This is a genomic window from Pseudoalteromonas phenolica, from assembly GCF_044788725.1.
Taxonomy (GTDB): Bacteria; Pseudomonadota; Gammaproteobacteria; order Enterobacterales; family Alteromonadaceae; genus Pseudoalteromonas; species Pseudoalteromonas phenolica_C.
This window is the reverse complement of record NZ_CP173161.1, coordinates 2,533,721-2,556,826: the sequence shown is the minus strand read 5'-3', so window position 1 is coordinate 2,556,826 and position 23,106 is coordinate 2,533,721. Positions and strand designations below refer to the sequence as shown.

The following is a 23,106-nucleotide window of genomic DNA, read 5'->3' as shown; positions in this document are numbered from 1 at the left end:
ATTTCTGTATGTTGTAATTGCTTACGTAGAAAGAAGAAATTTTAATATGGATATTAATTATCTTGTTGGTGCTATTAAAGATTTTGACCTTAAATTTAAGAGACCACGCATAGACGCTCTAGAAAAATGCTTCTCCTCAGTTGATGTATCTGAAGAAAACTGGCCCCGACTTTGGGCTGATGGTGGTTTTTTTTGGAAACGAGCTAATGAGGCGTGTGTTTATTTCTTTTTTAATGAGGCTGGTAACCTAATTTATATTGGTAAAGCTGAGGTACTAGGCTATCGTTTTAGTGCTCACTTTTCTAAAGGTTCAAAATGGATTCGAGTTGTTAAAACTGTTGGTGTTTTAGCTGTTCCACGAGATTCATGGTTCGAAATATTAGCTATTGAAGCTTACCTTATTGAGCAATTGCAACCCTCAGAAAATAAGCTTGGTAAAAATAGTAGAAGACCCTTACAAAGCCGACTTGGGTAAGCATAATTTGTAAAAAGGTACATATGATTAACATAGCTCAGAAAGCATCCAATTTTTAACTGGGTGTTTTATTCTTAAAATCCACAATACTCCTCACCTTACTTAAACCCCCTTAACACCAAACCCACCCTTATAGTCAACGTCTATATTCATTACCACAAAAAATTGAACCCATTAATGAAACAATGTATTTTTAGCAAAAATTCGTTGAAAGTAGGCGGTTTTATTTTAGCGACGAAGAACTATTCGCTTTGAAAATTACCTAACTACTCTAGTTGTAAGGAAAATAATGAAAAAGTTAGTTGTACTTTGCTGTGTGTTAGGTCTCGCTGGTTGTAAAACAACAAGCGATTACATTGTCGAGAAAGAAACAGAGCAGTTAATGCTACATTTCAGTAAACCAGAAGTGGGTACATTTTTGACAACCGAGCAGCCTTTAAAAGCAGATTATGATGTATGTGCTAAAGATGCTTTTAATGGTGCAAGTTACACGTTCGGTGGCAAGACGGTGAGTGATCCAAAAGTTCTTACAATGATCTCTTTAGATTATGTTCAGTTTTTAGTGAATAGGTATATTGGTAAGCCAAAAGACGCTAACATTTTTGATAATGCTGAAATGAAAAATAATATTGAAAAAATCCGAGTGCATACCCTTGCTTTAGATAACTGTTTACAAGAAAAAGGCTGGAAGACTTCAGAAAAGCCTAATAGCTAATTGTTTATAAATACGAGTGAATTGAGAGGGGCATTTTTCAATTCGCTTTTTATACACCCATAAAATCAGATAGTTAAAAGTATGCAATTTACGTTGCCTTATCTGTACTGTGAACAGGCACGATATGGCGAATTTACTTTTGCTTTGTCGAATACACTTTAGCCAACTATTTTTAACCAGTTTGAATAGCTACATGCAACAAGGAGAGATTAGTTGTGGATCATTTATCTTTAAAAGAAAAAGTAGCTTCTGTTTTCTGTGTGATTTTTTCTTTCGTCATTTTATGTTCAGGGCTTTATGACTTCCTAATCGTTGATACTGCAATAAGGGAGTTAATTTTGTCAATTGGGGTGTTTTTACTTTTACTGAGTGCAGGGCTAACTCCCAAAATGTTCTTTTCGCCATTGGCGGAAATCTTCAAAGGAGAAGCGTTTCCGTCTATCGTAAATTCCAAATTACCTCAGTGGTTTTCTTTATTCGGTATCTTGTGTTGTGGTATTGGCTTAGTGAGCTTTTAAACTGGACATTGTCTTTAGTTACGATCTGTATTTTAAAAACGCAATAATTCAATTGAGTTAAGGATGAAATGAAAGCAAGTATAAACATAAGGGATGCAACGCATCTCGATGCTACGACATTAGCGGTTTTAAGCATTCAAGTTTGGCTTACAACCTATGCAAAAGAAGGTGTAAAAACTGAATATGCTGACTTTGTGATAAATACATTCAATACCAGTTCAATTCTAAATGACATCAATAACCCCGAAAAAATCATTTTAGTTGCTGAGCAAGCGGGTGTGCTGCAAGGCTATTTACTTGCAAATAAAAATAGCCATTATCAAGGTCAACCTGAGTTTGGTTATGAGGTTGAGCGCCTGTATGTTGATGCTAAGTTTAAAGGGCTTGGGATTGGTAAGGCGCTATTACAAAGGGTTCAAAAAGAATTTGGCTCGAACTTTTGGCTTTATACTTGGGTTGAAAATGACGCTAATGGCTTTTACCAGCATTTAGGGTTATCTAATATCGGACAATTTGTGTTCAACTTTCATGACGCAAAAATTCACAATTGGGTGTATTCGAGTACTAAATTGCTCTAAATTCTTTTCTATTAAAAAAACCACTAACTTTTTAAATTATATAAATCAATTGGTTATGCATGAAATTGGCATGTTATAAAAAAGTTAAAAACTTCCTTATTTGCTCCATATTTTGTTGAAAATCCTTCTTTAGCATATGCCCGAATGCGCATTCCATTGATTTTTTCTTTGGGTGCTTCTTTATCGATAGAAGGAAACCAACATGAACATTAAGCTTTCAGGCCTAGGAGGCAAGCCACTTAAAGTGCTCTCCGGTGCTTGTTTGCTGGGGTTAACGGGCGCTGCAATTGCAAGCCCAGTGCTTTACCCAGCGCAGTGGCAAGTTGCTGAAAACACGGCGAGTAATCAATTCGTCGGGCAGGTTGTGGCAACTAACGCCAGTGCGACAAAACAGCTGCAACTCGAGGTGGGCACAGTGTCGACCAAAGAGTGGATCACCAATGGTGGCACATTCGAAAGTGTTAACTTTACTGCGCCATTTGCGACTCAGCCAACGATTGTTTCTCAAGTACAAAGCTATGGTAACTACACGGTGATGTATCGTGTCGATACGTATTCGTACAAGGGCTGGCAGTCGAAAAAAGGCTATGAGATTTTCTTCCGTCCGCGTATGCAAAACGCCTCAAATACAGGTTTTGAAACCATTTTAGAAACCGACATTGATATGAAAGGCTCTAGCGTGGTTGAAGAGTTTGGCAGCATTGGTGGCAACGAGACCATAGGTTGGTTAGCAATTAACAGTGCCGAGCAAGGTCAGTTGAATGGATTGAGTTTTGAAACCATTCAAACGCCGGTTGAAGTGACGCAGGCGAATAAAACGGTGAATTTCTCTGGACCGTTTTATCAAGCGCCCAATATGTTTAGCAGTGTGACCACGACTAACGGCACCGATCAGGTCGGTGTAGGCGTTGAGCACATTCGCGACAACAACAGCAAAATCTATATGGATGAATTAGATGACGGCGACCACAACGCCGAGGCTGTATCTATGCTGATGCTGCAAGGTGCGGGTAACTTGTACGATGCGCAAGGGCAGTTGATTGGCGAAGTTGGCAGCGTGCAAATGGAAGATTCGCGTCGCGCAGATGCGCACACTATCGCGCTGACGCGAAGTTTTAATAACCCTGTGGTGTTTGTGCAAGCGGTCGGTGTTGATGAAAAAATTCACGATGCGGATTTTCGTTTTACCAATATCGCAGCAAATCAATTTAGCGGATATTTGCACGGCGATAACGAAAGCACAGGCTATGGCACATTCGATACGTTTGAGTTGCAATATTTAGTGTTAGAAGCAGGTAGCTGGCAGCTTAATTTAGAAAATTACAGTTATGAGATTGTGGCGGGCAACGACAGCGGCGCATTTAAAATTGACTCGAATACGGGTGAAATTTTTGTCGATAAAAGCACAGAACTCGACTTTGAAAGCGGCGTTATTCAGTACAACTTAACGGTGCAAGTTACTGACGGCACAGGCGACAGCACGACTACGACTGTGACTGTTGATATTACCAATGTGTCAGATTCTTTAAACTCAGATTCGCAAGCCATTTATGGGTTAGGTAGCAATGACTGGTTAGGCTATGGCGCAACGGCTGCAGGTGATGTGAACGGTGATGGCTTTGATGACTTAATCATTGGTGCGCCAAATAACGATACTAATGGTGGCGATGCGGGAGCGGCGTACGTGTTATTTGGTAACGCGACCGGTGTTTTAGCCAACCTAAGTGACGTGGTTAACGGCATCGGTGGCTTTGCCATTTATGGTGAGCGCGGCGGTGATAAAGCGGGCTTTGCGGTGGCGGGTAATGGCGATATTAACGGCGACGGCCTTGCTGATGTGGTTATTGGCGCACCCTATGCCGACGATTATGGCGACCAAGCAGGTAAAGTGTACGTGGTGTTTGGTAAAGCCGACAGTACGGCTGTGCAACTGAGCGAGGTTGCCGATGATAACAATGTGTCGGGCTTTGCCATGTTAGGACGCTCTACATTCGATCATGCCGGTGGCTCATTGGTGGTGTCGGACTTCAATGCCGATGGCTTAGCCGATATTCATATTGGTGAGGTAGTGCGCAAGAGTACCACCGCGGGCTGGGGCTTTAGCTCAACACAATATGGCGTGCCAAATTTAAATTACACAGTATTTGGTAAAACCGATGGCGCGAGTATCGCCTTAAGTGATATCGCCAGTGATGACGATAACCGTGGTTTTGCAATCGTCAAAAATAATCGCAAAATTAGTGACAGAGAGCAATACGGTGCGCAAGTATTGCCTTTGGGCGATTTTAACTCAGACGGTTTGAATGATTACATTTATAACCAAGGTGTATTTGGTGCAAGTAATGGTCGCAACTATGTGCAGTTAGGTCGCGCTACCAGCCACTCATTAACAAAAACTGAAGCCGAAACCCAAGGCATTATTATCAATCCAGAGCCAGCTAGCTATGTGTTTAACTGGGTTTATAAAGGTACTTCAACAGCAAATACATTACCAAGTTTTATTACTTCGCCCGCGGGTGATGTAAACGGCGATGGCATTGACGATATTGCGGTTATTTCAGCTGACAATAACTGCTGTGCAGGGTTTAGCAATCCAAGAGCATATATTGTTTATGGTTCAACCACTCCAAACTCGGTAATTGAACTGGCCGATATCGCGCAAGGTATAGGCGGTTTTGTTATTGAAAACGACTATTCGCAAATCGCCCATGAGCAGTGGAAAATTGTGTTTGGCGCAATTGGTGGCGCGGGTGATTTAAACGGTGACGGCTATGATGATGTGATCATAGGCGATCAATACGCTGAATCGGGTAATGGTCGATACTTTGTGGTTTATGGTAAAGCAGACCAAAGTGCAGTGATGCTGAGCGATGTGGTTAACGGCATTGGCGGCTTTAGCTCTGCGGGTAATGGCGGTGATGCACTCGGTCATTGGCTTGGCACTGCAGGCGACTTAAATGGCGATGGTATTGCAGATATGTTTGTCACTGCACCTATGGCCGATCCTGATGGTCTTGGCAACGCGGGTACTGTGTATGTCATGTTAGGTAAGGGCGACGCCATTACAACTTGGGGCTCTAACGCTGCAGATGAGTTCACTCTTGGGCTGGCAAGTGCGCAAAATGTTACTGGCGGCGAAGGCGATGACAAGATCACTAAGTCGAGCAGTGCCGACAGTATTTTTGCAGGCCCAGGTGATGACATTATTACGGTTAAAGATGGCAATATTCAACGCATCGACGGTGGTAATGGTTTTGATACCTTAGTATTTGACGGGCAAAACTTATTAATTGACTTAGCCTCAAAAGGTAGCCAAGTTCGCAGCATCGAAAAAATTGATATTCGCGGCACGGGTGCTAACCAACTGGCGTTCAATAAGCTTATTTCAAGCACGGGCTCAGTGGTTATTCAAGGTGACGCTGACGATGTGGTTTATTCGACCAACCAACAGTGGCAAAACAGCAATGTTACTGAAGTCATAGATAATGTGACTTATCAGGTCTACACCGCGGGCGATGCAAAAATGTATCTGCAAAGTGGCGTGACCATCAGCGTAAATGCTGCGCCTGTTATTGCAGCACAAAACTACACCATTGAAGAGTACACGCAAGGTGGCACTTTTATAGGTAATGTTTTAGCTGATCCAAGCGATGAAGGTGATGCAGTTAGTTACGCTATTATTACTGGTAATGAGCAAAATCTGTTTACCATTGATGCACTAACTGGAGCACTGAAAGTTGCTGATGCGGTTGGCCGTATTGACTACGAAAGTGCTGCGGCTCATATCTTAACCGTGCAAGTGACCGATCAGTTCTCGGCAACGGCACAAGCCGATATCACCGTAAATGTAACCAACCTCAGTGAAATGACCCACAGTGTAAAAATGGATGCCAGTGGTGCGTCGAGCATTTGGGGTGATTGGGGTTCGCTCGCAAACCTACTTGGCGAACGCTGGGAGCAAGGCTTTAGCGTGCAAGTTGGTTTGTCTGGTCGCAATATTGATACCCCAATTCTAGATTTAACCGCTGACGGCACCTTAGGCTTAGATGTTTCGGCTGTCGTTGAAGGCGGTATTATCGACGCGACTTTACCTGTTGATTTTTCGGTAAATTACCCTGATGAAGTTCAACCTGGTAACGCCTTTGAATTAACCACGCAATTTGGCTACGGCGAAGGCGCAGGGTTTGAAGTTACGTCACCTTATTTGAGTGTAAATGGCAAGCTATGGCTAGAAGACTATTACTTCTATGTGGGCACAGACTTACCGAATATGTTCAGCTCTAAGGTTGATAAATTCAACGGCGAAATCTCGGGGCAATATGATTCTTATACACACACCTACGAGAGTAAAGCGCATATTGCACGTGGTATTCAAGCCGCAGACAACCAGCTTCGTTTCGATGCCGAAATTGACGATCCAACTTGGATAGACCAACAAGTTACGTATCCGAAAAATTGGGGCGGTTGGGCGATGGGTATGCGCCATTCAGTTGAGAAATGTGAAGATGGTTTCTTTACGCCTATGGGCGGTGAAGACTTATCCATGCGCATGGAATTCTCAATGATGGAAGCCTACTTATGGTTTACCTCGTCGTTGAATCAAAAGTTCTCGGTGGAGTTAAAACCAACCGCGACGTTAGTCCTTGAAGATGGCACTGAGATCGCCTTTGATCCGCTACAAAATGTGCAGATCACGCCACAGCTTGAACAAGATGTGAACGGTGATGGTGTTATCGATGCGACTTTACGTGTGCAGCTAAATTCTTCGTTTAAAAACGACACAGACTTAATCAACTATGCGCGTTTACCGCTGAAATCTGCTTATGTGAATTACAACATTCAAGAAGCCTTATGTACGGCGAATAACGTTTATTTATATGGCAAAAATGGCGTTTACTTCGAAAAAGAAGAAGCGGGCCCAATGATAGATTTAGAGCTTAAAGCTGAACTGGGTTGGGACGGCGAAACCGATGTTGTACAAGACGTGTATGAATTTGCCCTAAACGAAATTGTTTATGTAGAAAAGCTAAGCTTTGACTTGTGTGACGGCGAAGGCTCTGCGTGTGCAGCACCACTTGTGCCAGACAATACTGCGCCAACAGCAGATTCAGTTGAGATAAGCGGTTTTGCCAAAGTCGACAGCCAACTGAGCGCAAGTTATCAGTATTTTGATGCAGACGCTGATCAAGAAATGGGCTCAAGTTTCCAGTGGTATCGTGCATTTGACGGTGCAGGGCAAAGTGTTGAAGCCATCAATGGCGCAACGGCGAAACAATATACTGTGACAGCGGCAGATAGCGGTCAGTATTTACAGTTCTGTGTGGAGCCATCTGATGGCAAAGATTTAGGCACGCAAGTATGTTCAGGCTTTACTCTGGTAAGTACTTTAAATACTGAGTTAGATGCTGGTTTTGCCGAAGCTGTACAGTTTACTGTCGCAGGCAAACAATATACGCGCATTCCAATGTCTGGTGCGTTTAACCCTGCGGCAAACGACTTTACTTTTGAAACTTGGGTGAAAGTAGACGACTACGGTAGCACGGGTAACATGCACTTTATTCAACAGCGTAATGGCTCAGGTACGGGGCGGACTATTTTGGGTATTAAAGGCGGTACAGGTCGTTTCTATTCTTATTTAGGTCGCACTAATTTACAGTCGAGTACGGTAGTGACTAAAGGTCAGTGGTATCACTTAGCGCTGAGCTATGAAAAGTCGAGTCGTAAACTGAAGATGTATGTAAACGGTCAGCTAGAAGCGCAGGGCACACGCAGCATTGAATCAACCAAAGGTGATTTAGTGTTTAGCGCCAATAAAGACATGAATAACCGTTATTTAGATGGCGCGATGGACGAAACGCGTTTATGGCAAAGTCTTCGTACGCAAACTCAATTGCAGAGCAGCATGAAATTAGCGGTAGATCCACAAGCTGAAGGGTTAATGGCGTACTACAAGTTTGACTCAGATGACGGCGTAACCTTGCATGATGAAACCGCACAATATCCGGGCAGCTATGCAAACTCTCCGAGCTTTACATCGGGGCCTGAAAGCGTTGTTATCAGTGGCAGCGGTTCTCTCTCAGGCGTACTTCCTGCAAAATCCAGCGGCGAGTTTGTGCTTGAAGTTGCCCCGCAGTTTGGTCAACTGACACTAGATGCAGCAACAGGGCAGTTTGTTTATGTTCCTAACGACACGAGCCTTACAGTCAATGACAGTTTTAGTTATTTTGTTCAAAATAGCCAAAACCAACATGGTTCAACCGTGGTTGTTTCTGTCAATGTTGTAGGTCAATAAAGGTTTAATACCCATTAAGATGTTTAAAGCGCACTTCGGTGCGCTTTTTTTTGCTTATAAATTCAGTCACTTGAATCTCTGTGCATATAACTTTGCCACAATTGTTTGTTATTAGAGTTTTACTTCTTCGTCAATAAACTTACCAATTCAAAGTTCCACTCTTTTGCCTATCACCTAGATCATTCAATCTCAATGTCTTTGGTCCGCATAGGATCTTTTTAATGTAAATGGATGTAAATGAAATAACTGCCTGTTTATTATGAATTATTTTTATTATTGAAATTTTGACAGCGTTGACACGTTAGATAATTTATTCTTTTGTTATCTTTATGTAACAAATTAGAGTGTATACTTCTGCGCGCTGACATAGGGTCGGCTTTTGGAAGTAGTTTGCAAAGGAGGGTGAATATAAAAATAAATTTTAATTAAAACAAACGGTTAAATATGAAATTCTCTCTTAGATTGACATCGATGGCGATGCTAGTGAGCTCGTTATCAGGTGTATCCTTGGCTGCTGCGCCACAAAACTATTACCAAAACATTGATAATGCAAATGCAACAACGCTGAAACAAAGCTTGCATACAATTATCAAAGGTCACACAAAAATTCCTTATACATCATCAAGTACAGATACTTGGGACGTGCTTGAGAAAGCCGATGAAAACCCAGATAATTCGTCTCAAGTTGTTGATGTATATAAAAATGCGGTTTATAGCAAAGTCGGTGGTGGTAATACTAACTACAACCGCGAGCACTCATGGCCGAAGTCTTATGGTTTTCCCAATGATGGCAGTCAAAACTTGCCGTATACAGACTTACACCACCTATTTATCGCAAATAGTAGCTACAATTCAAGTAGAAATAACAAACCTTATGCAAACTGTACTAGTGCATCTTGCTCAACAAAGACGACTGATGTAAACAACAACCGTGGTGGTTCGTCTTCTGAAGTTAACTTAACTATGGGATCTGGCCCTTTAGATGGTATTTGGCAAACTTGGCCTGGCCGTCGTGGTGATGTTGCTCGTGCATTGATGTATTTAGCTGTGCGTTATGAAGGTGGCACAAATGCCAATGGTTTCGTTGAGCCTGATTTAATTCTGACAGATGATCGCAGCAAGATTGAAGCTTCTAAGACCGGCGGAAACGAAGCAGTTGCTTATATGGGTCTAAAAACAGTGCTTATTCAATGGCACAAAGACGATCCAGTTGATGATTTTGAGCGTCGTCGTAACGATGCTATTTTCCAATATCAAGGCAACCGTAACCCATTTATCGATCACCCTGAATTTGCAGCGTGTATCTTTGAAAGTGATTGTTCTGGTACAGGCACTGGCACCGGTGGTACTGTCGGTGGCGATACCGGTGGTGGAGATACAGGCAGTAGCGATGCAACACCTTGGATAAACGAACTTCATTATGATAACAATGGTTCGGATGTGAACGAAGGGATTGAAATTGCAGGTGCTGCTGGAACAGATCTAAGTGGCTGGCAACTTGTTGCTTATAACGGTAACGGCGGTGCTGCTTATAAAACTATCTCACTATCAGGTACTTTAGCTGATCAGCAATCTGGCTTTGGTACTAAGTTTTTCGCCATGACTGGCCTACAAAATGGTGGTCCTGACGGTATCGCTTTAGTTGATAATTCTGGCAAGCTGGTTCAATTCTTAAGTTATGAAGGTACCTTTACTGCAACTGATGGTGCAGCGCAGGGTCAATCTTCAACAGCAATTCCTGTCTCTGAAACATCGTCTACTGCAGTAGGCCATGCATTACAACTTACTGGCTCAGGTTCAAAATACAGTGACTTCACTTGGCAAGTAACTGCTTCAACGTACAATCAAGTAAATACGGGTCAAAGCTTTAATGGCGGTGCACCTGTTACTGAACCTGTGGTTGAAGAAACATTCTTTGAAATGAATAGCGTTTCAGCAATTCCTGATAACAACGCAATGACCTCAACGCTTGATGTTGATAACTCAACGACATCTGGCACTGCAACCGTAAACGTTAATATCAGCCACACTTACCGTGGTGATATTAGTCTAGTGTTGACGTCGCCGACTGGTGTTCAATACCAGCTTAAAAACTATAACGGCAGTGACAGTGCAGATAATGTCGTTGAGTCTTATACGGTGAATTTGTCGGGTAGTGTGAAAGGCACTTGGCAATTAAGAGTGCAAGATCACTATAACCAAGACGTAGGCACATTAAACACTTGGTCGATTAAGATTAACTAAAGTTTTTTTAAGTAAGAAGCCCGCTTTGTTAAGCGGGCTTTTTTTGTTTCAACTTCATAATTTAATTAAATAAATATTAAGATAGAAAAATAATAGAAGATTAATAAGACGAATAAACCGCTGCGCTTTACAGTGAAAACCATCCAATGACAAAAAGCCTATTTAAGCAGGTGGGGAAAATACAATGAAGCGCAGAGAATTTATTAAAAGTGCAGCCTTAGGCTCGATGGGCGGTTTACTTATAAGCCAAACGTTTGGCGCACAGGCAGGCGCTAACATGTTAACCCCGAGAGAAGTTGAAGGGCCGTTTTACCCTATAACCCCGCAAAAAGACAAGGATGCAGATTTAACCCAAGTCGAAGGTAAAGTAGGGCGAGCCAAAGGCACGATTATAGATATTTTTGGACAAGTGTTTGATCAAGATGGTAATGCCATTGAAGATGTCACCATAGATCTATGGCAGGCTAATAGTTATGGTAAATATCATCACCCTCACGATAACAGTGAAGCGCCAATTGACCCGCATTTTCAAGGTTGGGCGATCTTGCAAAGTGGCAAACAAGGTCGCTTTAAGTTCAAAACTGTAATGCCGGGAGCATATCCGTTAAATGCACCGCAGCAACGTACACCTCATATTCATATAAAAATCAGTAAGTACGGATATGAATCTTTACTGACGCAGCTGTATTTTCCCGATCAGCCTTTAAACGACAAAGATGGCTTGTTTAAACGTAAATCTAAGCAAGAACAGAAAATGATGACGGCTAAAAAAACCAGTAAATCGAACGAGTATCGGTACGATATTTTTCTGCAAAAGGCATTTTAGTCTGCCGTTGGCGTTTTTTTATAATTAACCCAAGACAGTTGAGCAGAAAAAGCGGATAATTAGCGGTATTTTTAGAAAAGCGCTTACAAAGCATAGTAAGCGCGCGACCGTGGAAACCGCTCTATGGAAATCAAAGTTAATTTTCTTGATAATCTTCGAATTGAAGCGAAATTCGATGATTTCTCAATTATTGCCGATCAACCAATTCGTTATAAAGGTGATGGCTCAGCACCAAGCCCATTCGATTACTTCTTAGCTTCATCAGCAATGTGTGCGGCTTACTTTATTAAAGTGTACTGTAACGCCCGTGATATTCCGACTGATGGCATTCGTGTCGCGCAAAACAACATTGTTGATCCTGAAAATCGCTATAACCAGATTTTTAAAATTCAGGTAGAGATCCCAGAGCATATCTCTGAGAGAGATCGCGAAGGTATGTTGCGCGCGGTTGACCGCTGTACTGTGAAAAAGGTGATCCAAACTGGCCCTGATTTCCAACTTGAAACCGTTGAAAACCTAGACGCTGACGCGCAAGCGATGTTGATGACAACGCCAGAAGGCGGCACAGAGACATATATCTTAGGTAAAGACCTTCCGCTTGAGCAGACCATTGCCAATATGACATCGGTAATGGAAGACTTAGGCATGAAGATCGAAATTTCTTCATGGCGTAACATCGTACCGAATGTTTGGTCATTGCATATCCGTGATGCGGCTTCTGAAATGTGCTTTACCAATGGTAAAGGTGCTACCAAAGAGAGCGCATTATGCTCGGCACTCGGTGAATTCATCGAGCGTTTAAGCTGTAACTTCTTTTACAACGATCAGTTCTTTGGTACTGAAATCGCCAATGCTGAGTTCGTGCATTATCCAAATGAAAAATGGTTCAAGCCAAACGAAGAAGATGAATTACCAACAGAGATCTTAGACGAATATACGCGCGAGATTTACGATCCAGAGGGTGAGTTATGTGGTTCGCACCTAATCGATACTAACTCAGGTAATGTTGAACGTGGTATTTGTTCAATTCCTTACACACGTCACTCAGACGGTGAAACGGTTTACTTCCCAACCAACTTAATCGAAAACTTATTCTTAAGTAATGGTATGAGTGCGGGTAACAACCTAGCTGAAGCGAAAGTTCAGTGTTTGTCTGAGATTTTTGAGCGTGCGGTTAAGCGCCAGATCATCGAACAAGAAATTGTATTACCAGATGTACCACAAGCCGTATTAGATAAGTTCCCAGGTATTGTTGAAGGTATTCAAGGTCTTGAAGAACAGGGCTTCCCAGTTGTTGTAAAAGATGCATCACTTGGCGGTCAATTCCCTGTTATGTGTGTGACGCTAATGAACCCGAAAACGGGCGGTGTATTTGCGTCATTCGGTGCCCACCCAAGCTTTGAAGTGGCCCTTGAGCGTAGCTTAACTGAGCTACTGCAAGGTCGTAGCTTCGAGGGCTTAAACGACGTACCTAAGCCAACATTTAACAGCATGGCAGTACAAGAGCCAGAGAACTTTGTTGAACACTTTATTGATTCAACAGGTAAAATTTCTTGGCGTTTCTTCAGTGCTAAGTACGATTATGAGTTTGTTGAATGGGACTTCTCAGGCACAACCGAAGAAGAGTCAGACAAGTTATTTGGTATTTTAGAATCGATGGGTAAAGAAGCTTATGTGGCTGAATTTACACACATTGGTAATGCATGTCGTATTCTTGTACCAGACTACTCAGAAGTGTATCCAGTTGAAGACTTAATTTGGGATAACACTAATAAAGCTCTGCAATATCGTGAAGACATCTTAAATCTTCATCGTTTGAGTGAAGATGAATTGGCTGATTTAGTTGAGCGTTTAGAAGAGTCTGAACTAGACAACTACATCGACATCATCACATTAATAGGTATTGAGTTTGATGAAAACACAGTGTGGGGTCAACTGACAATTCTTGAGCTTAAACTATTAATTTATTTAGCACTAGGTGATTTAGAAGCGACTAAAGAACTTGTTGAAGCCTTCTTACAATACAACGACAACACCATTGTTGAGCGTGGTTTATTCTACCAAGCGATGGATGCAACGTTAGAAGTAGCACTTGATGAAGAACTTGAAATCGAAGATTACATTCACAGCTTCACACGTATGTTCGGTCAAGAAGTGATGGATGCGGTTGTCGGCTCAATCAATGGCGATGTGACTTTCTATGGTTTAACGGAAACCAGTATGAACCTTGAAGGTCTAGATAAGCATTTGCGCTTAATCGAAAGTTATAAAAAGCTACACGCTGCACGAGCACGTTTAGCAAGCAGCTAAATTTGATTGCGAGAATATAAGTATTGAAAGGCGCTTATTGATATAAGCGCCTTTTTTGTATTCGATTTATTCTCGAGTATGTCGCTAGACATAACCGCTTACATTTAAAAGCAAAATTGACATCAATTGGTGAAAATAAAGTAATACACTGTGAGCTCATTCAGGTTAGTTAAGTTAAACGCTTTTCTCCCACCAAGTTTGAGCTACTTTTGCCCCAATATTGATTGGGGCTTTTTTTGTCTAAACATTGTTGAAGTATCTGAAAGTATTTATTATTCACTGCAATTCTCGAGACGAGAGTAATCTAATGTTGCAAAGAAAAAAATCTTTAATTTTTATCGCTGTATTTACCGTTTTGGCGGCAATATTGAGTATTGGGGTCAACGTTTATAGTTCTATCGCTTTTGATATTTTTGAACCTTTTTCAGCTTTGTTATGCTTTGGCGGTGTGATAGCAAGTGTGTTGCTATTCAGAGAAAAGCTAATGGGAAAGTATTTAGTGACGATTTTTTGGTTAAGCCAAATACTCGTTGTTGGTTGGACTGACACTCAACTAGGCTTTTCTTTTTCGGTGGCAATTAGCTTGCATTTTAATATCACGCCTGACAGTTATGTGGTGATTAATCTTATCGGTGTGATAATGGCTGCCTTGTGTTTCTTAAAACTGAAAAAGTTAGAAATTAAAAATCAAGCTGTTCGGGCTTGAATGTTAACTGAGCGTGGCATAAAGCCACGTCTACATTCACTAAAAGCGGGAGTGGTTACTCATTTTCGCATTTTATTCAAACCAAACAAACTTTTATGAGTGTACTAGGTTCTTTGCCAAAGTTAATTTTTATATGCAAAATGTATCTATAAAACGGTGGAAGCTTAAAAGATATTTTTAAAAACATATAAGTATTCACTGAGTAAGCTGCATTTAAGAATCTTAGTTATTGAGATATTATATTCTACATTTAACGGGGGGCGAGTGAAGAAAAATAAAATGAAAATATTAGAGATGACTCTTTTTATTCTCAGCATCTTATTAGTAGCTTTTTCATTAATATCCACCATTTTGATAGGTATTACTGAATGGCCATTATACTTTGACTTCTCTTCAAAAGGTTTTAGTTACTTTTTAACTACTTACTCATTTTCTATAAAGTTACTTTCTGCATCTGTAGCTGTTTTCTCTGTTTGGGCTCTAATTCACAATATTCATAGGACAAGATTAGCATTTTCTCATAATCAGCTATCCCAAGAGTTATCTAAATGTGAAGAAGAAATTAAAGACATTACAGACATTAAGTTTTCGCCAAAAGACGTAGTTACAGTTTTTAAATATAAGCTAAATGATCCTCATCATATTGAAAAAGCATGTCAATATTTTGATGAAATAGCTAATGAGTATCTGTCCATTGATGAGATGATTCCACATTTTTCAAAGCTGAGCATTTATGAATCTTCAGGGGTATACAGGACTACCACCCAAAAACTAACATTAAGATTAACGCGCTATGTCATTGCTTTACTAGAGTTGAACGCAGTAACAGAAGATAAATTGCTCGTTAAATATTACGCTAATAAGTACATTCCTTTAATGATTGATTTATACCACTATAGAGCAGAGATTGATTTAGAGCTTATACATCTTTGTTTTCAATTTGCATCAGTAGATATCAAATATGAATTCGATTTTTCGAAAATAAATGATAATAAACATACTCAAGTAACAGAAAAGTTTTTCCAACTTGTGAAGTCTCAAAAAATATAATAATAGCTTACCTTTGTGATTGTTTAGTCTAAAGCTAAGTATCTTTCAGTCAATATGATTCATAAAAGATAGAGACATATACTTTGGTTACTACAATGTCAGACTTGAGTGAATCTTATTAACTTATAGATATAGTTAAAATCTAACAACTTACAAGCTAAAAAACTAATACCCAAATAACTCTGCGTATCCAACACCTTTAAAGCCGCCGCTGGCTTTAACTCTGCCTTCCCAATATTGGATTGAGAGCTTATTGAGAGAATCTTTGGTGATGGTTTCAATCACGATAGGCTCAATATTCGGCAAAGTAACACGCCACTTACTTGGGTAGCGTTTGTTATCAATACTAATGTGCTCAAGTTTTTCTAGCTGAATATCTTGTTTGTGAATTTGTTGTGTTTGGCCTTTTTCATCAATATGCGTGCCGCTGCAGTATTCATAGTTTTGTTGTGCATCTCGGATGCAGAATAACATTAGGCCTGTTTTTTGACTTTTATCAGTGCCACTTACAAGACTAAACCAATCCCAACCCGTTTGACTTTTGTCTATTAAACTTGCCGACCACTCTCGGTCGTACCATGCATTACCTGTGACTTTATACTCTTTTCCTTCGAAGGTGAGGGTACCAACGGTTTCAAGAAACGGGTAGCTAAAATAGTAAGAGGCATGGCCGCTTTGTGTTTTTTGGCTGTAGCCATTGTCACCATGTAACGTAAGTGGGCTGTTAGTTAGCGAAACATCAATGGCATAGTCGCCTTGTTTTGCTTTCATTTGCAAAGGTAGAAAACGATGCGCAGTACTTTCAAGTGACCAATCATCTAAAGAAGCAGCAAAGGGTTGCGCTGTTATTTGCGCTTGACCTGCACGGGCATAGCGCTCAAAGGCAACATGTTTTTGCTCATGTTGCAGGGCGAAGTGCGCGAAGTAGAGCTGATCGTCCCACCAAGTTGATTCGAATGGTAGCGGTACTTGGGTTCTAAATAGCGTCCACTGTGCACCAAATGTTTCACCTGATTCAGCCGTAAGGGTGGCTGTGATGTACCACCATTCAATGCCTTGTGCTACATGAGCGCCATGATCTTCAGGAAACTTCACACCACGTTTAGCATCGACAGGTTCACCACGCACGGTATGTAAAAGCTGTTTTTCTTGCGGCTGTTGTGCTTTTTCACAACCCAGTAGTGTCAATAGAGTGAATAATAAGACATAAACAGATTTCACAATTAGCGTTCCTTACGATGTAAGCTGGCAGTGAGTCTTTTCACTGGTAAATAAGCGCATATCACAGCAGATAACAGCAAGAATAAATAGGTGCTGAGCAGAGCAGGTATATCTAGATAGAAATGTATGGTCCAACCAAAAGCAATGGGCATAACGTATTTCAGCAATGCTAAACCTAAAGCTAACCCTAGCGGAATGGCAAATAGACATGTAAAACCAACTAAAGCAATGGTTTGTATGAATTTTAGTTTATGTAACTGTTTCGGGTCGACCCCTAGGCTATTCAGCACAGCCAGTTGTTTTGCGTGCTGGGCACTGAGGCTTAATAAGCTTATACATAAACTGATCAGTGCGATGGCGAGAATAAAACCATTGAGTATTTTCGTGACTTTAAAGGTGTCGTTAAATAGTTTGTTTGCGATTTCTTTAAAGCGTTTATTTTCTGAAATGGCGGCGCTATCAACCCCATAGCTATTAATCAACTTTTCAGTAATTTGAGATGCTGATACTTGTTCGTTTAAGGTCAATGATAAGCCATGCACTTGCCAATGTAATGGGCTTTGTTTTATGTTGTCTTCAAGGGTAATCAGGCCCAATGCGGTGTTGCCATAGTCATAAGCAAAGGCTGAAATACGACATAAGAAGCTGTGCTGGTTCTGTTTGAACATCACTGTATCACCAAGTTTAATACCATGCTTTATATGTGCTTGCTCATTGGCTATGCAGCTGCTGTCAGCAAAATGCGCCTGATTTACACGCTCGCCCGATGTTAAGTTGATATGTGAGAAAGCATCCGCGCTGTTGCCAAAGCTTTTTAGTATTGTTGGCACTTTTTGAATGTAACCATCTGATGCCATGTAAATACCCACGCGTTCAATGTCAGGATCATTGCTTAGTTGTGCTCTCAAAGTAGGTTGATACTTATCGACATAAATATACATGTCGGCACTGAGTTGTTTCTCAAGGTGTGCATTTAATGTATTACTGAAGCTCTTCACCATAATTTGCATACCAATAGCGCTACCAAGCGCAACCAAAATAGCCACAATAGCAATACGTAATTCAGTTAATTGAGATTTACTGTCGGCGTAAAGCCATTGCCAAAGAGGTTGCTTAAATGGGTTGTTGAAACTCAATAAACCTTGTAAGCAAATTGGTGTGAGCAGCACAAACAAGGCTAAGATGAAAAAGCACAATAACAGTGCTTCAAATTCAGTGCTGGCATTGAAGTACAAATAACTCAGTGCGGCAAGAATCCCAAGTAGCGATAGACCGAAAACCATATTGCCTTGGTTTTTCAGCGTGTTTTTCTGAGTAACAACCATAAGTGCCAATGTCGTTAAGTTGACAATAAATCCCAATGCTAAAGTTTGCCACTGCCAGCCGATAGTGAGTGCTTTATCTAATTGATATAAACCCATCAAGGTGCGGTTTATATCGAGCACCAGTGCATTGGCAATTAAAAAGCCTGCCACACTGCCAAGTAATGCGGTGATAAAGCTCATAAGGGTAAACTCTATGACAATGGCCGTCGTAATCGCCTGTTTTGAGCACCCTAACAGGTTAAATTGAGTGAGCAGTTTTTTGCGTCCAGCAATAGAAAGTTTAATGGCATTAAAACTTAAAAACGCAGCGACAATATAGCCAAGTAGCGCCAGTGCTGCGAGGTTAAAAAAGAAGGCTTCAGAAAGCGCATCAAAGTCTTGCTCTTGTGAGGCAATTAATCTTGCTTCATGGCCTAAAATGGCTTCAAGCTGCGAAACTTGCTCAGATGATAAGCCTGTAAATTCGATAAAACTGAGTTTACCTTGTGCTTTGAGTAGCATGTCTGCATAAGCAATATCGGTGAGCGACCAAACACCTATGTCATCAACTAATATAAATTTTGGCGTATGCGGATTGTTTTGCAGCGTAAGTTTGTTGTTGTCTTTATTTAGTTGATATCTTTGTGCTCGATTGCTGTCAATCATAATGGCGTCAAATGCAAAGCCTGTGTTCTCGTTCTCACCAGTTTGTGTAGAAAATGCCGGAATAGGCTGGGTCATCCAGAGCAGACTGTTTATGCCTTGAACGTACAGAGTCTTGCCTGAAGCAAGAATTAGCTTTCCTCGTAATACAGGTTGTGCGTTGGTGAAACCATTTTCGCGTAACTTTAACCATAGCTTGCCATCGAGATAGTCTTGCCCAATAGGGGGCTTTACGATGTGGCTAACTGCAGAGTCTATGAGGGCTGATGATTTACTGTGGCGATTTTTTGCTTCTTGGTTAAGTCCGGCAATGGCGGTGAGTAGGGCACTGCCTAAACTTAGCCCCACGATGAAGAGTAATAATAGCCAAGGGTGACGCCTAAAATAAACAATGTGCGTCGTTAATATGAGTTTAATTTCGGCCATGGCTTACTCGTTAAATTGCCCGTTAGCGAGCACTTTCACCGTATCAAAATACTGCGTAAGTTGCTGCGAGTGAGTAACCATAATTAAGTTGATTTGTCTTTCTTTACATAAGCTTGTGAGCATTTCAACCACTTGGTGGGAGCGAGCTTGATCTAAGTTTCCAGTGGGTTCATCGGCAAGTATAAGCTTAGGCTGGTTTAATAAGGCTCTGGCTATACCGACTCTTTGTTGTTCGCCACCAGACAATTGGTGCGGTAATTTATTTAACTTACCATTTAAACCAAGTTGCTCAATTAAAACATCAAATTCTGTAGCAGTTTGATTAGGGTAATTGAGCTGGTATTGAAACAAGATGTTTTGTTTAACCGTGAGGCAATCAAGCAATTGGTAATGCTGGAATATAAGACCTATTTTTCGACGATAATGGGCAAGTTGTTTGTCGTTATACGAAGATATAACCTCGCCATTAATACTGATTTGGCCGCTATCGGGTGTGAGTAATCCTGCGAGTAGGTGTAAAAGGGTGGTTTTTCCTGAACCACTGTCGCCAAGCAAAGCTACTTGCTCTTGTGCACTGACTTCAAAACTAAAGCCATCAAATAGGGTTTGTACTTGGTCGCCATCAGCGCGAGAGAAGCATAGATCAGTTACGCTTATCACTGTAATTCCTTGTTGCTCAGTGGTTTTTTGTAGTTTACAAAAAACACAACCGAAGCAAAAGAAATTCGTTAATAAGAGGTTTAATTAACCGTGTAGCGCTTAATCATGTGCTCAAATTGTGAATTTTGATCAATAAGGTGCTGGATCTGTGTTTCAAGTTCAGCCATATCCGTGGTGATGCCTGATGATTCATCACTTATTTTTGAAACATTTCTGGTTATATCCGAAGCGGCCTCTGATTGCTCTTCGGCTGCGCTCGATACAAACTCTAAGCTCTGCTGTATACCTGATATTTTTTCAGAAAGACTCGTCATATCTTGTAACGACGCTTGGCTGTTTTCTGCGGTTTTGCTGCTCGCGGTGTGAATGTTCTCCATAATGCTTTTTAAAGATTCCGCATCGGCTTTGACAAGTTCTAAAACCTCACTGATTTCAGATGTTGCATCTTGAGAGCGAATTGCTAGTTGTCTAACTTCGTCAGCAACAACTGCAAAACCACGCCCTTGCTCACCAGCTCTTGCTGCTTCGATCGCGGCATTAAGGGCTAATAGGTTTGTCTGTTCGGCAATACTTTTTATGCTTTCAAGTATGGTGACAATCGATTGGCTTTTTTGGTGTAAGCTTTCAGTGCCTTGGTACGCTTGTTCGTTCATCTGTAATAAGGAATCAATAGATGTATTGGATTCTTTGGTAATTTTTTGTGTGTTTTGAGATAAGTCATCTAATTGATGAGTGTGTTCCATTGAGTCTTGCATATCACCTTTAATACTCACAGAAGTTTGATAAAGCTCTTCTGTCGCAGCAGCAATAGTTTGCAAAGCGCCATCATTTTTTGAAACTTGCTGACTAACATGCTTACTCACATACTCGAGCTTTTTAATCCCTTCATTAGTCGAGAGTAGGGCATTTTTTAGCTGAGAGACCAAAGACGCTTGCGAGCCAAGTAATCTATCTATGTGTTGACTGATAAGACCTAATTCGTCGTTTGTATTGTCGTTCAGTCTTACAGTCAGATTGCCGGTATTGATCGTTTCCTCAAGCGTTTTTTGGATCTTATCTATTTTTTGAGTTAGGCCGCGTGTCACTCTTAAATTGGCAAGTCCTATTACCAAACAAAGGGCGATTAAGCTGACTAATTTAAAAATAAGCGCACTCATTGCCTCGTTTACTAACGTACTTGCCTCAGTTTGAACCAAACTACTTTTTTCATCAGCATGTTGTTTGATTTCATTGATATATGCGGTGGTTGTTGCAAACCAATTACTTGGCTTTGGCCAGTCTTGTGGTGATATTGAAGAGCTGAAAACGGTGTCTACGGTGCGGTTTATTTCTTTGTTTGTAGTAACAAACTTAGATTGTCCTAAAAATCTTTGCTCTGTTGGGTTGTCTTCGAGCAATAATTTAAATCGTTTGATATTGCTTAAATAAATAAAGATGTCTTGCTTCTGGGTATCGTTAAATGACTTACTCGATAAGACCCCGTTCATCTTGCCACGTACCTGTCCTAAATGCTCTTTCATATGGGAAAGGTAATAAACATCGACAAGCTTGTAACGTGCATTCTTGTCTTCGACGGCTAATACAATAGATTTCACCAAATCCAAGGAAAGTTGATTTAATTCAGAATAAAACCCAAAAGCTTGTTGACCATTGCGATTTTTCACTTGGTTTCTTATTTGATTTAATTGGCCACTAAATTCTTCAATGCGACGTTTTAAAGGCGTTAGGCCAGATACTGCTGAAGGAAGTTGCAGCTGTTTTAAGGTTCGTAAAGCTGCGTCGGCTTTTGATCTTTGTTGAGTCACTTTTTGCCAAACAGTGTCACTGCCGCTGCCAATAAACCCAGCAGAAAGACCGCGCTCTACAGCAAAATTATGTGCAACGCTGTCAGCGACTTTTGCAAACTCAATCAATTGCTGATCTTGTTTCGCGTTGTCAATTTTGTTGAGGTCATACTTAACAGACAGAGAGATAGTAAATGCGAGGAATGCTAACGTAACAGCAGATATTGTATTAACTGCGCGTTTGAAAGAAAGATTGGCCAGCATGAATTGTCCCTTTAAATTGCTTTCATATTGATATTAGTAAAGCATTAGAAAAGTTCAACTGGCCTTTAGTAGATGTTTTTCAAACAAATATTTGGACTTTACACAATGTCACCAAAGCGGCCCATTTGATAATCGCGTACAGCTTGATGAAGCTCTTCTTGGGTGTTCATCACAAAGGGCCCCATGTGGGCGATTTTCTCGCGAATAGGCTCGCCGACTAACACTAAAACACCTAACCCGTTTTCACCTGCTTTTAAAGTCAGTGGTGCGTTAGGGTCAACTTCAAACTGGTAGGTTTCGACGTATTCAGTGTTAGCAATAGACCCTGAGTGAATATAAACAAGGGCTTTGCTGTGAGACGAAATGTCTAAAGTTGTCTCAGTGTTCTCTGGTAAAATTACATCGGCAATCGCGCCATTACCTGCTAACTCATCAATCGATGATGTCGCGCTTTGTTGCTCTAGTTGCCAAGTACCAGCCAGTGCTCTTAGCTCTATACCAGCGTCATTTTGTAACACCGGGACTTTTTGCTCCGTGGTATCTTGATAACGAGGCGGACGCATCTTGTCTTTTGCTGGCATATTTAACCAAATCTGAAAGCCGTGCATGCCATGTTCGGCATCAGCGAGTGGCATTTCAGAGTGTATTACGCCGCGACCAGTACTCATCCACTGTACATCACCTGCGCGTATGGCTTTTTTATTCCCCATTTGATCTTGGTGTTCAAAGCCGCCTTTACGAATATAAGTAAAGGTTTCAATTCCACGGTGAGGGTGAGCAGGAAATCCTGCCATAAAGTCATTTTTGTTGTCTGATTTTAGTTCGTCGATCATCAAAAATGGGTCTAGGCTTCTACCGTCAAAACCCGCAATACGGCTAATGTTGACGCCAGCACCATCTTGGGTGGCGTGTGCTTTGTTGGTACGAATAATTTTCATGCTATTTAATCTCTAATGTTTTGATGAGGTAAATTTAGCAAGTTTGGTTGAGGTAAATAAGTGTAGGAAATTGATGGGTGTGTTCAAATATTTTGAATAGTTTGTTTCAGAGTAGGTTACCTAGCTTGATAG

General features: G+C 41.0%; 15 protein-coding genes. 10 read left to right on the top strand and 5 right to left on the bottom strand.

What is annotated here, in order from left to right; genetic code table 11:
* Nucleotides 1-46 precede the first annotated feature (46 nt).
* From ACH784_RS11680 to ACH784_RS11635, 10 genes are all read left to right on the top strand, one after another.
* Entirely contained in the window at nt 47-475 is a 429-nt protein-coding gene (locus tag ACH784_RS11680; protein WP_404390381.1) for a GIY-YIG nuclease family protein, read from the top strand.
* A 289-nt stretch (nt 476-764) separates the two neighbouring features.
* Complete coding sequence (locus ACH784_RS11675) at nt 765-1,190, top strand: hypothetical protein (RefSeq protein WP_404390379.1); 426 nt, start codon at nt 765-767, stop codon at nt 1,188-1,190.
* Between the two features lie 215 nt (nt 1,191-1,405).
* A complete protein-coding gene (locus ACH784_RS11670; protein WP_404390377.1) occupies nt 1,406-1,708 on the top strand; it encodes a hypothetical protein in 303 nt (100 codons plus the stop codon).
* 68 nt (nt 1,709-1,776) lie between these two features.
* Nucleotides 1,777-2,286: a GNAT family N-acetyltransferase gene (locus tag ACH784_RS11665; protein ID WP_404390375.1), complete on the top strand. Its 510-nt coding sequence runs from the start codon at nt 1,777-1,779 to the stop codon at nt 2,284-2,286.
* Nucleotides 2,287-2,488: 202 nt separating this feature from the next.
* The gene (locus tag ACH784_RS11660) at nt 2,489-8,578 is read left to right on the top strand and encodes a cadherin domain-containing protein (protein ID WP_404390373.1); all 6,090 of its coding nucleotides are present in this window, start codon (nt 2,489-2,491) and stop codon (nt 8,576-8,578) included.
* A 444-nt stretch (nt 8,579-9,022) separates the two neighbouring features.
* Nucleotides 9,023-10,822 carry an endonuclease gene (locus ACH784_RS11655; protein WP_404390371.1) on the top strand — a complete coding sequence of 600 codons (1,800 nt, stop codon included), beginning with the start codon at nt 9,023-9,025 and terminating at the stop codon, nt 10,820-10,822.
* Nucleotides 10,823-11,006: 184 nt separating this feature from the next.
* Nucleotides 11,007-11,648, top strand: a complete 642-nt coding sequence (locus ACH784_RS11650; protein ID WP_404390369.1) for a hypothetical protein — start codon at nt 11,007-11,009, stop codon at nt 11,646-11,648.
* Nucleotides 11,649-11,771: 123 nt separating this feature from the next.
* Nucleotides 11,772-13,958: an OsmC domain/YcaO domain-containing protein gene (locus tag ACH784_RS11645; RefSeq protein WP_404390367.1), complete on the top strand. Its 2,187-nt coding sequence runs from the start codon at nt 11,772-11,774 to the stop codon at nt 13,956-13,958.
* A gap of 307 nt (nt 13,959-14,265) precedes the next feature.
* The gene (locus ACH784_RS11640; RefSeq protein ID WP_404390365.1) at nt 14,266-14,664 is read left to right on the top strand and encodes a hypothetical protein; all 399 of its coding nucleotides are present in this window, start codon (nt 14,266-14,268) and stop codon (nt 14,662-14,664) included.
* 264 nt (nt 14,665-14,928) lie between these two features.
* Nucleotides 14,929-15,714: a hypothetical protein gene (locus ACH784_RS11635; protein WP_404390363.1), complete on the top strand. Its 786-nt coding sequence runs from the start codon at nt 14,929-14,931 to the stop codon at nt 15,712-15,714.
* A 165-nt stretch (nt 15,715-15,879) separates the two neighbouring features.
* Here the strand turns inward: ACH784_RS11635 and ACH784_RS11630 are convergent, their stop codons facing one another.
* The 5 genes from ACH784_RS11630 to ACH784_RS11610 form a co-directional block, all read right to left on the bottom strand.
* Nucleotides 15,880-16,938, bottom strand: coding sequence for a lipocalin-like domain-containing protein (locus ACH784_RS11630; RefSeq protein WP_404395253.1), 1,059 nt, complete (start codon nt 16,936-16,938; stop codon nt 15,880-15,882).
* Nucleotides 16,938-19,328 (bottom strand): FtsX-like permease family protein, encoded by a 2,391-nt coding sequence (locus ACH784_RS11625; protein ID WP_404390361.1) that lies wholly within the window; start codon nt 19,326-19,328, stop codon nt 16,938-16,940. Before ACH784_RS11625 ends, ACH784_RS11630 begins: the two co-directional genes overlap by 1 nt.
* 3 nt (nt 19,329-19,331) lie before the next feature.
* Nucleotides 19,332-19,988 (bottom strand): ABC transporter ATP-binding protein, encoded by a 657-nt coding sequence (locus tag ACH784_RS11620; protein ID WP_404390359.1) that lies wholly within the window; start codon nt 19,986-19,988, stop codon nt 19,332-19,334.
* Between the two features lie 80 nt (nt 19,989-20,068).
* Nucleotides 20,069-22,036, bottom strand: a complete 1,968-nt coding sequence (locus ACH784_RS11615; RefSeq protein ID WP_404390357.1) for a methyl-accepting chemotaxis protein — start codon at nt 22,034-22,036, stop codon at nt 20,069-20,071.
* 98 nt (nt 22,037-22,134) lie between these two features.
* Complete coding sequence (locus ACH784_RS11610; RefSeq protein ID WP_404390355.1) at nt 22,135-22,974, bottom strand: pirin family protein; 840 nt, start codon at nt 22,972-22,974, stop codon at nt 22,135-22,137.
* Nucleotides 22,975-23,106 lie beyond the last annotated feature (132 nt).

Bases quoted from the DNA above. Each gene is read 5' to 3' on its own strand.
- ACH784_RS11680 (WP_404390381.1), top strand. From the start codon at position 47: ATGGATATTAATTATCTTGTTGGTGCTATTAAAGATTTTGACCTTAAA.
- ACH784_RS11675 (WP_404390379.1), top strand. From the start codon at position 765: ATGAAAAAGTTAGTTGTACTTTGCTGTGTGTTAGGTCTCGCTGGTTGT.
- ACH784_RS11665 (WP_404390375.1), top strand. From the start codon at position 1,777: ATGAAAGCAAGTATAAACATAAGGGATGCAACGCATCTCGATGCTACG.
- ACH784_RS11660 (WP_404390373.1), top strand. From the start codon at position 2,489: ATGAACATTAAGCTTTCAGGCCTAGGAGGCAAGCCACTTAAAGTGCTC.
- ACH784_RS11655 (WP_404390371.1), top strand. From the start codon at position 9,023: ATGAAATTCTCTCTTAGATTGACATCGATGGCGATGCTAGTGAGCTCG.
- ACH784_RS11650 (WP_404390369.1), top strand. From the start codon at position 11,007: ATGAAGCGCAGAGAATTTATTAAAAGTGCAGCCTTAGGCTCGATGGGC.
- ACH784_RS11645 (WP_404390367.1), top strand. From the start codon at position 11,772: ATGGAAATCAAAGTTAATTTTCTTGATAATCTTCGAATTGAAGCGAAA.
- ACH784_RS11640 (WP_404390365.1), top strand. From the start codon at position 14,266: ATGTTGCAAAGAAAAAAATCTTTAATTTTTATCGCTGTATTTACCGTT.
- ACH784_RS11625 (WP_404390361.1), bottom strand. From the start codon at position 19,328: ATGGCCGAAATTAAACTCATATTAACGACGCACATTGTTTATTTTAGG.
- ACH784_RS11615 (WP_404390357.1), bottom strand. From the start codon at position 22,036: ATGCTGGCCAATCTTTCTTTCAAACGCGCAGTTAATACAATATCTGCT.
- ACH784_RS11610 (WP_404390355.1), bottom strand. From the start codon at position 22,974: ATGAAAATTATTCGTACCAACAAAGCACACGCCACCCAAGATGGTGCT.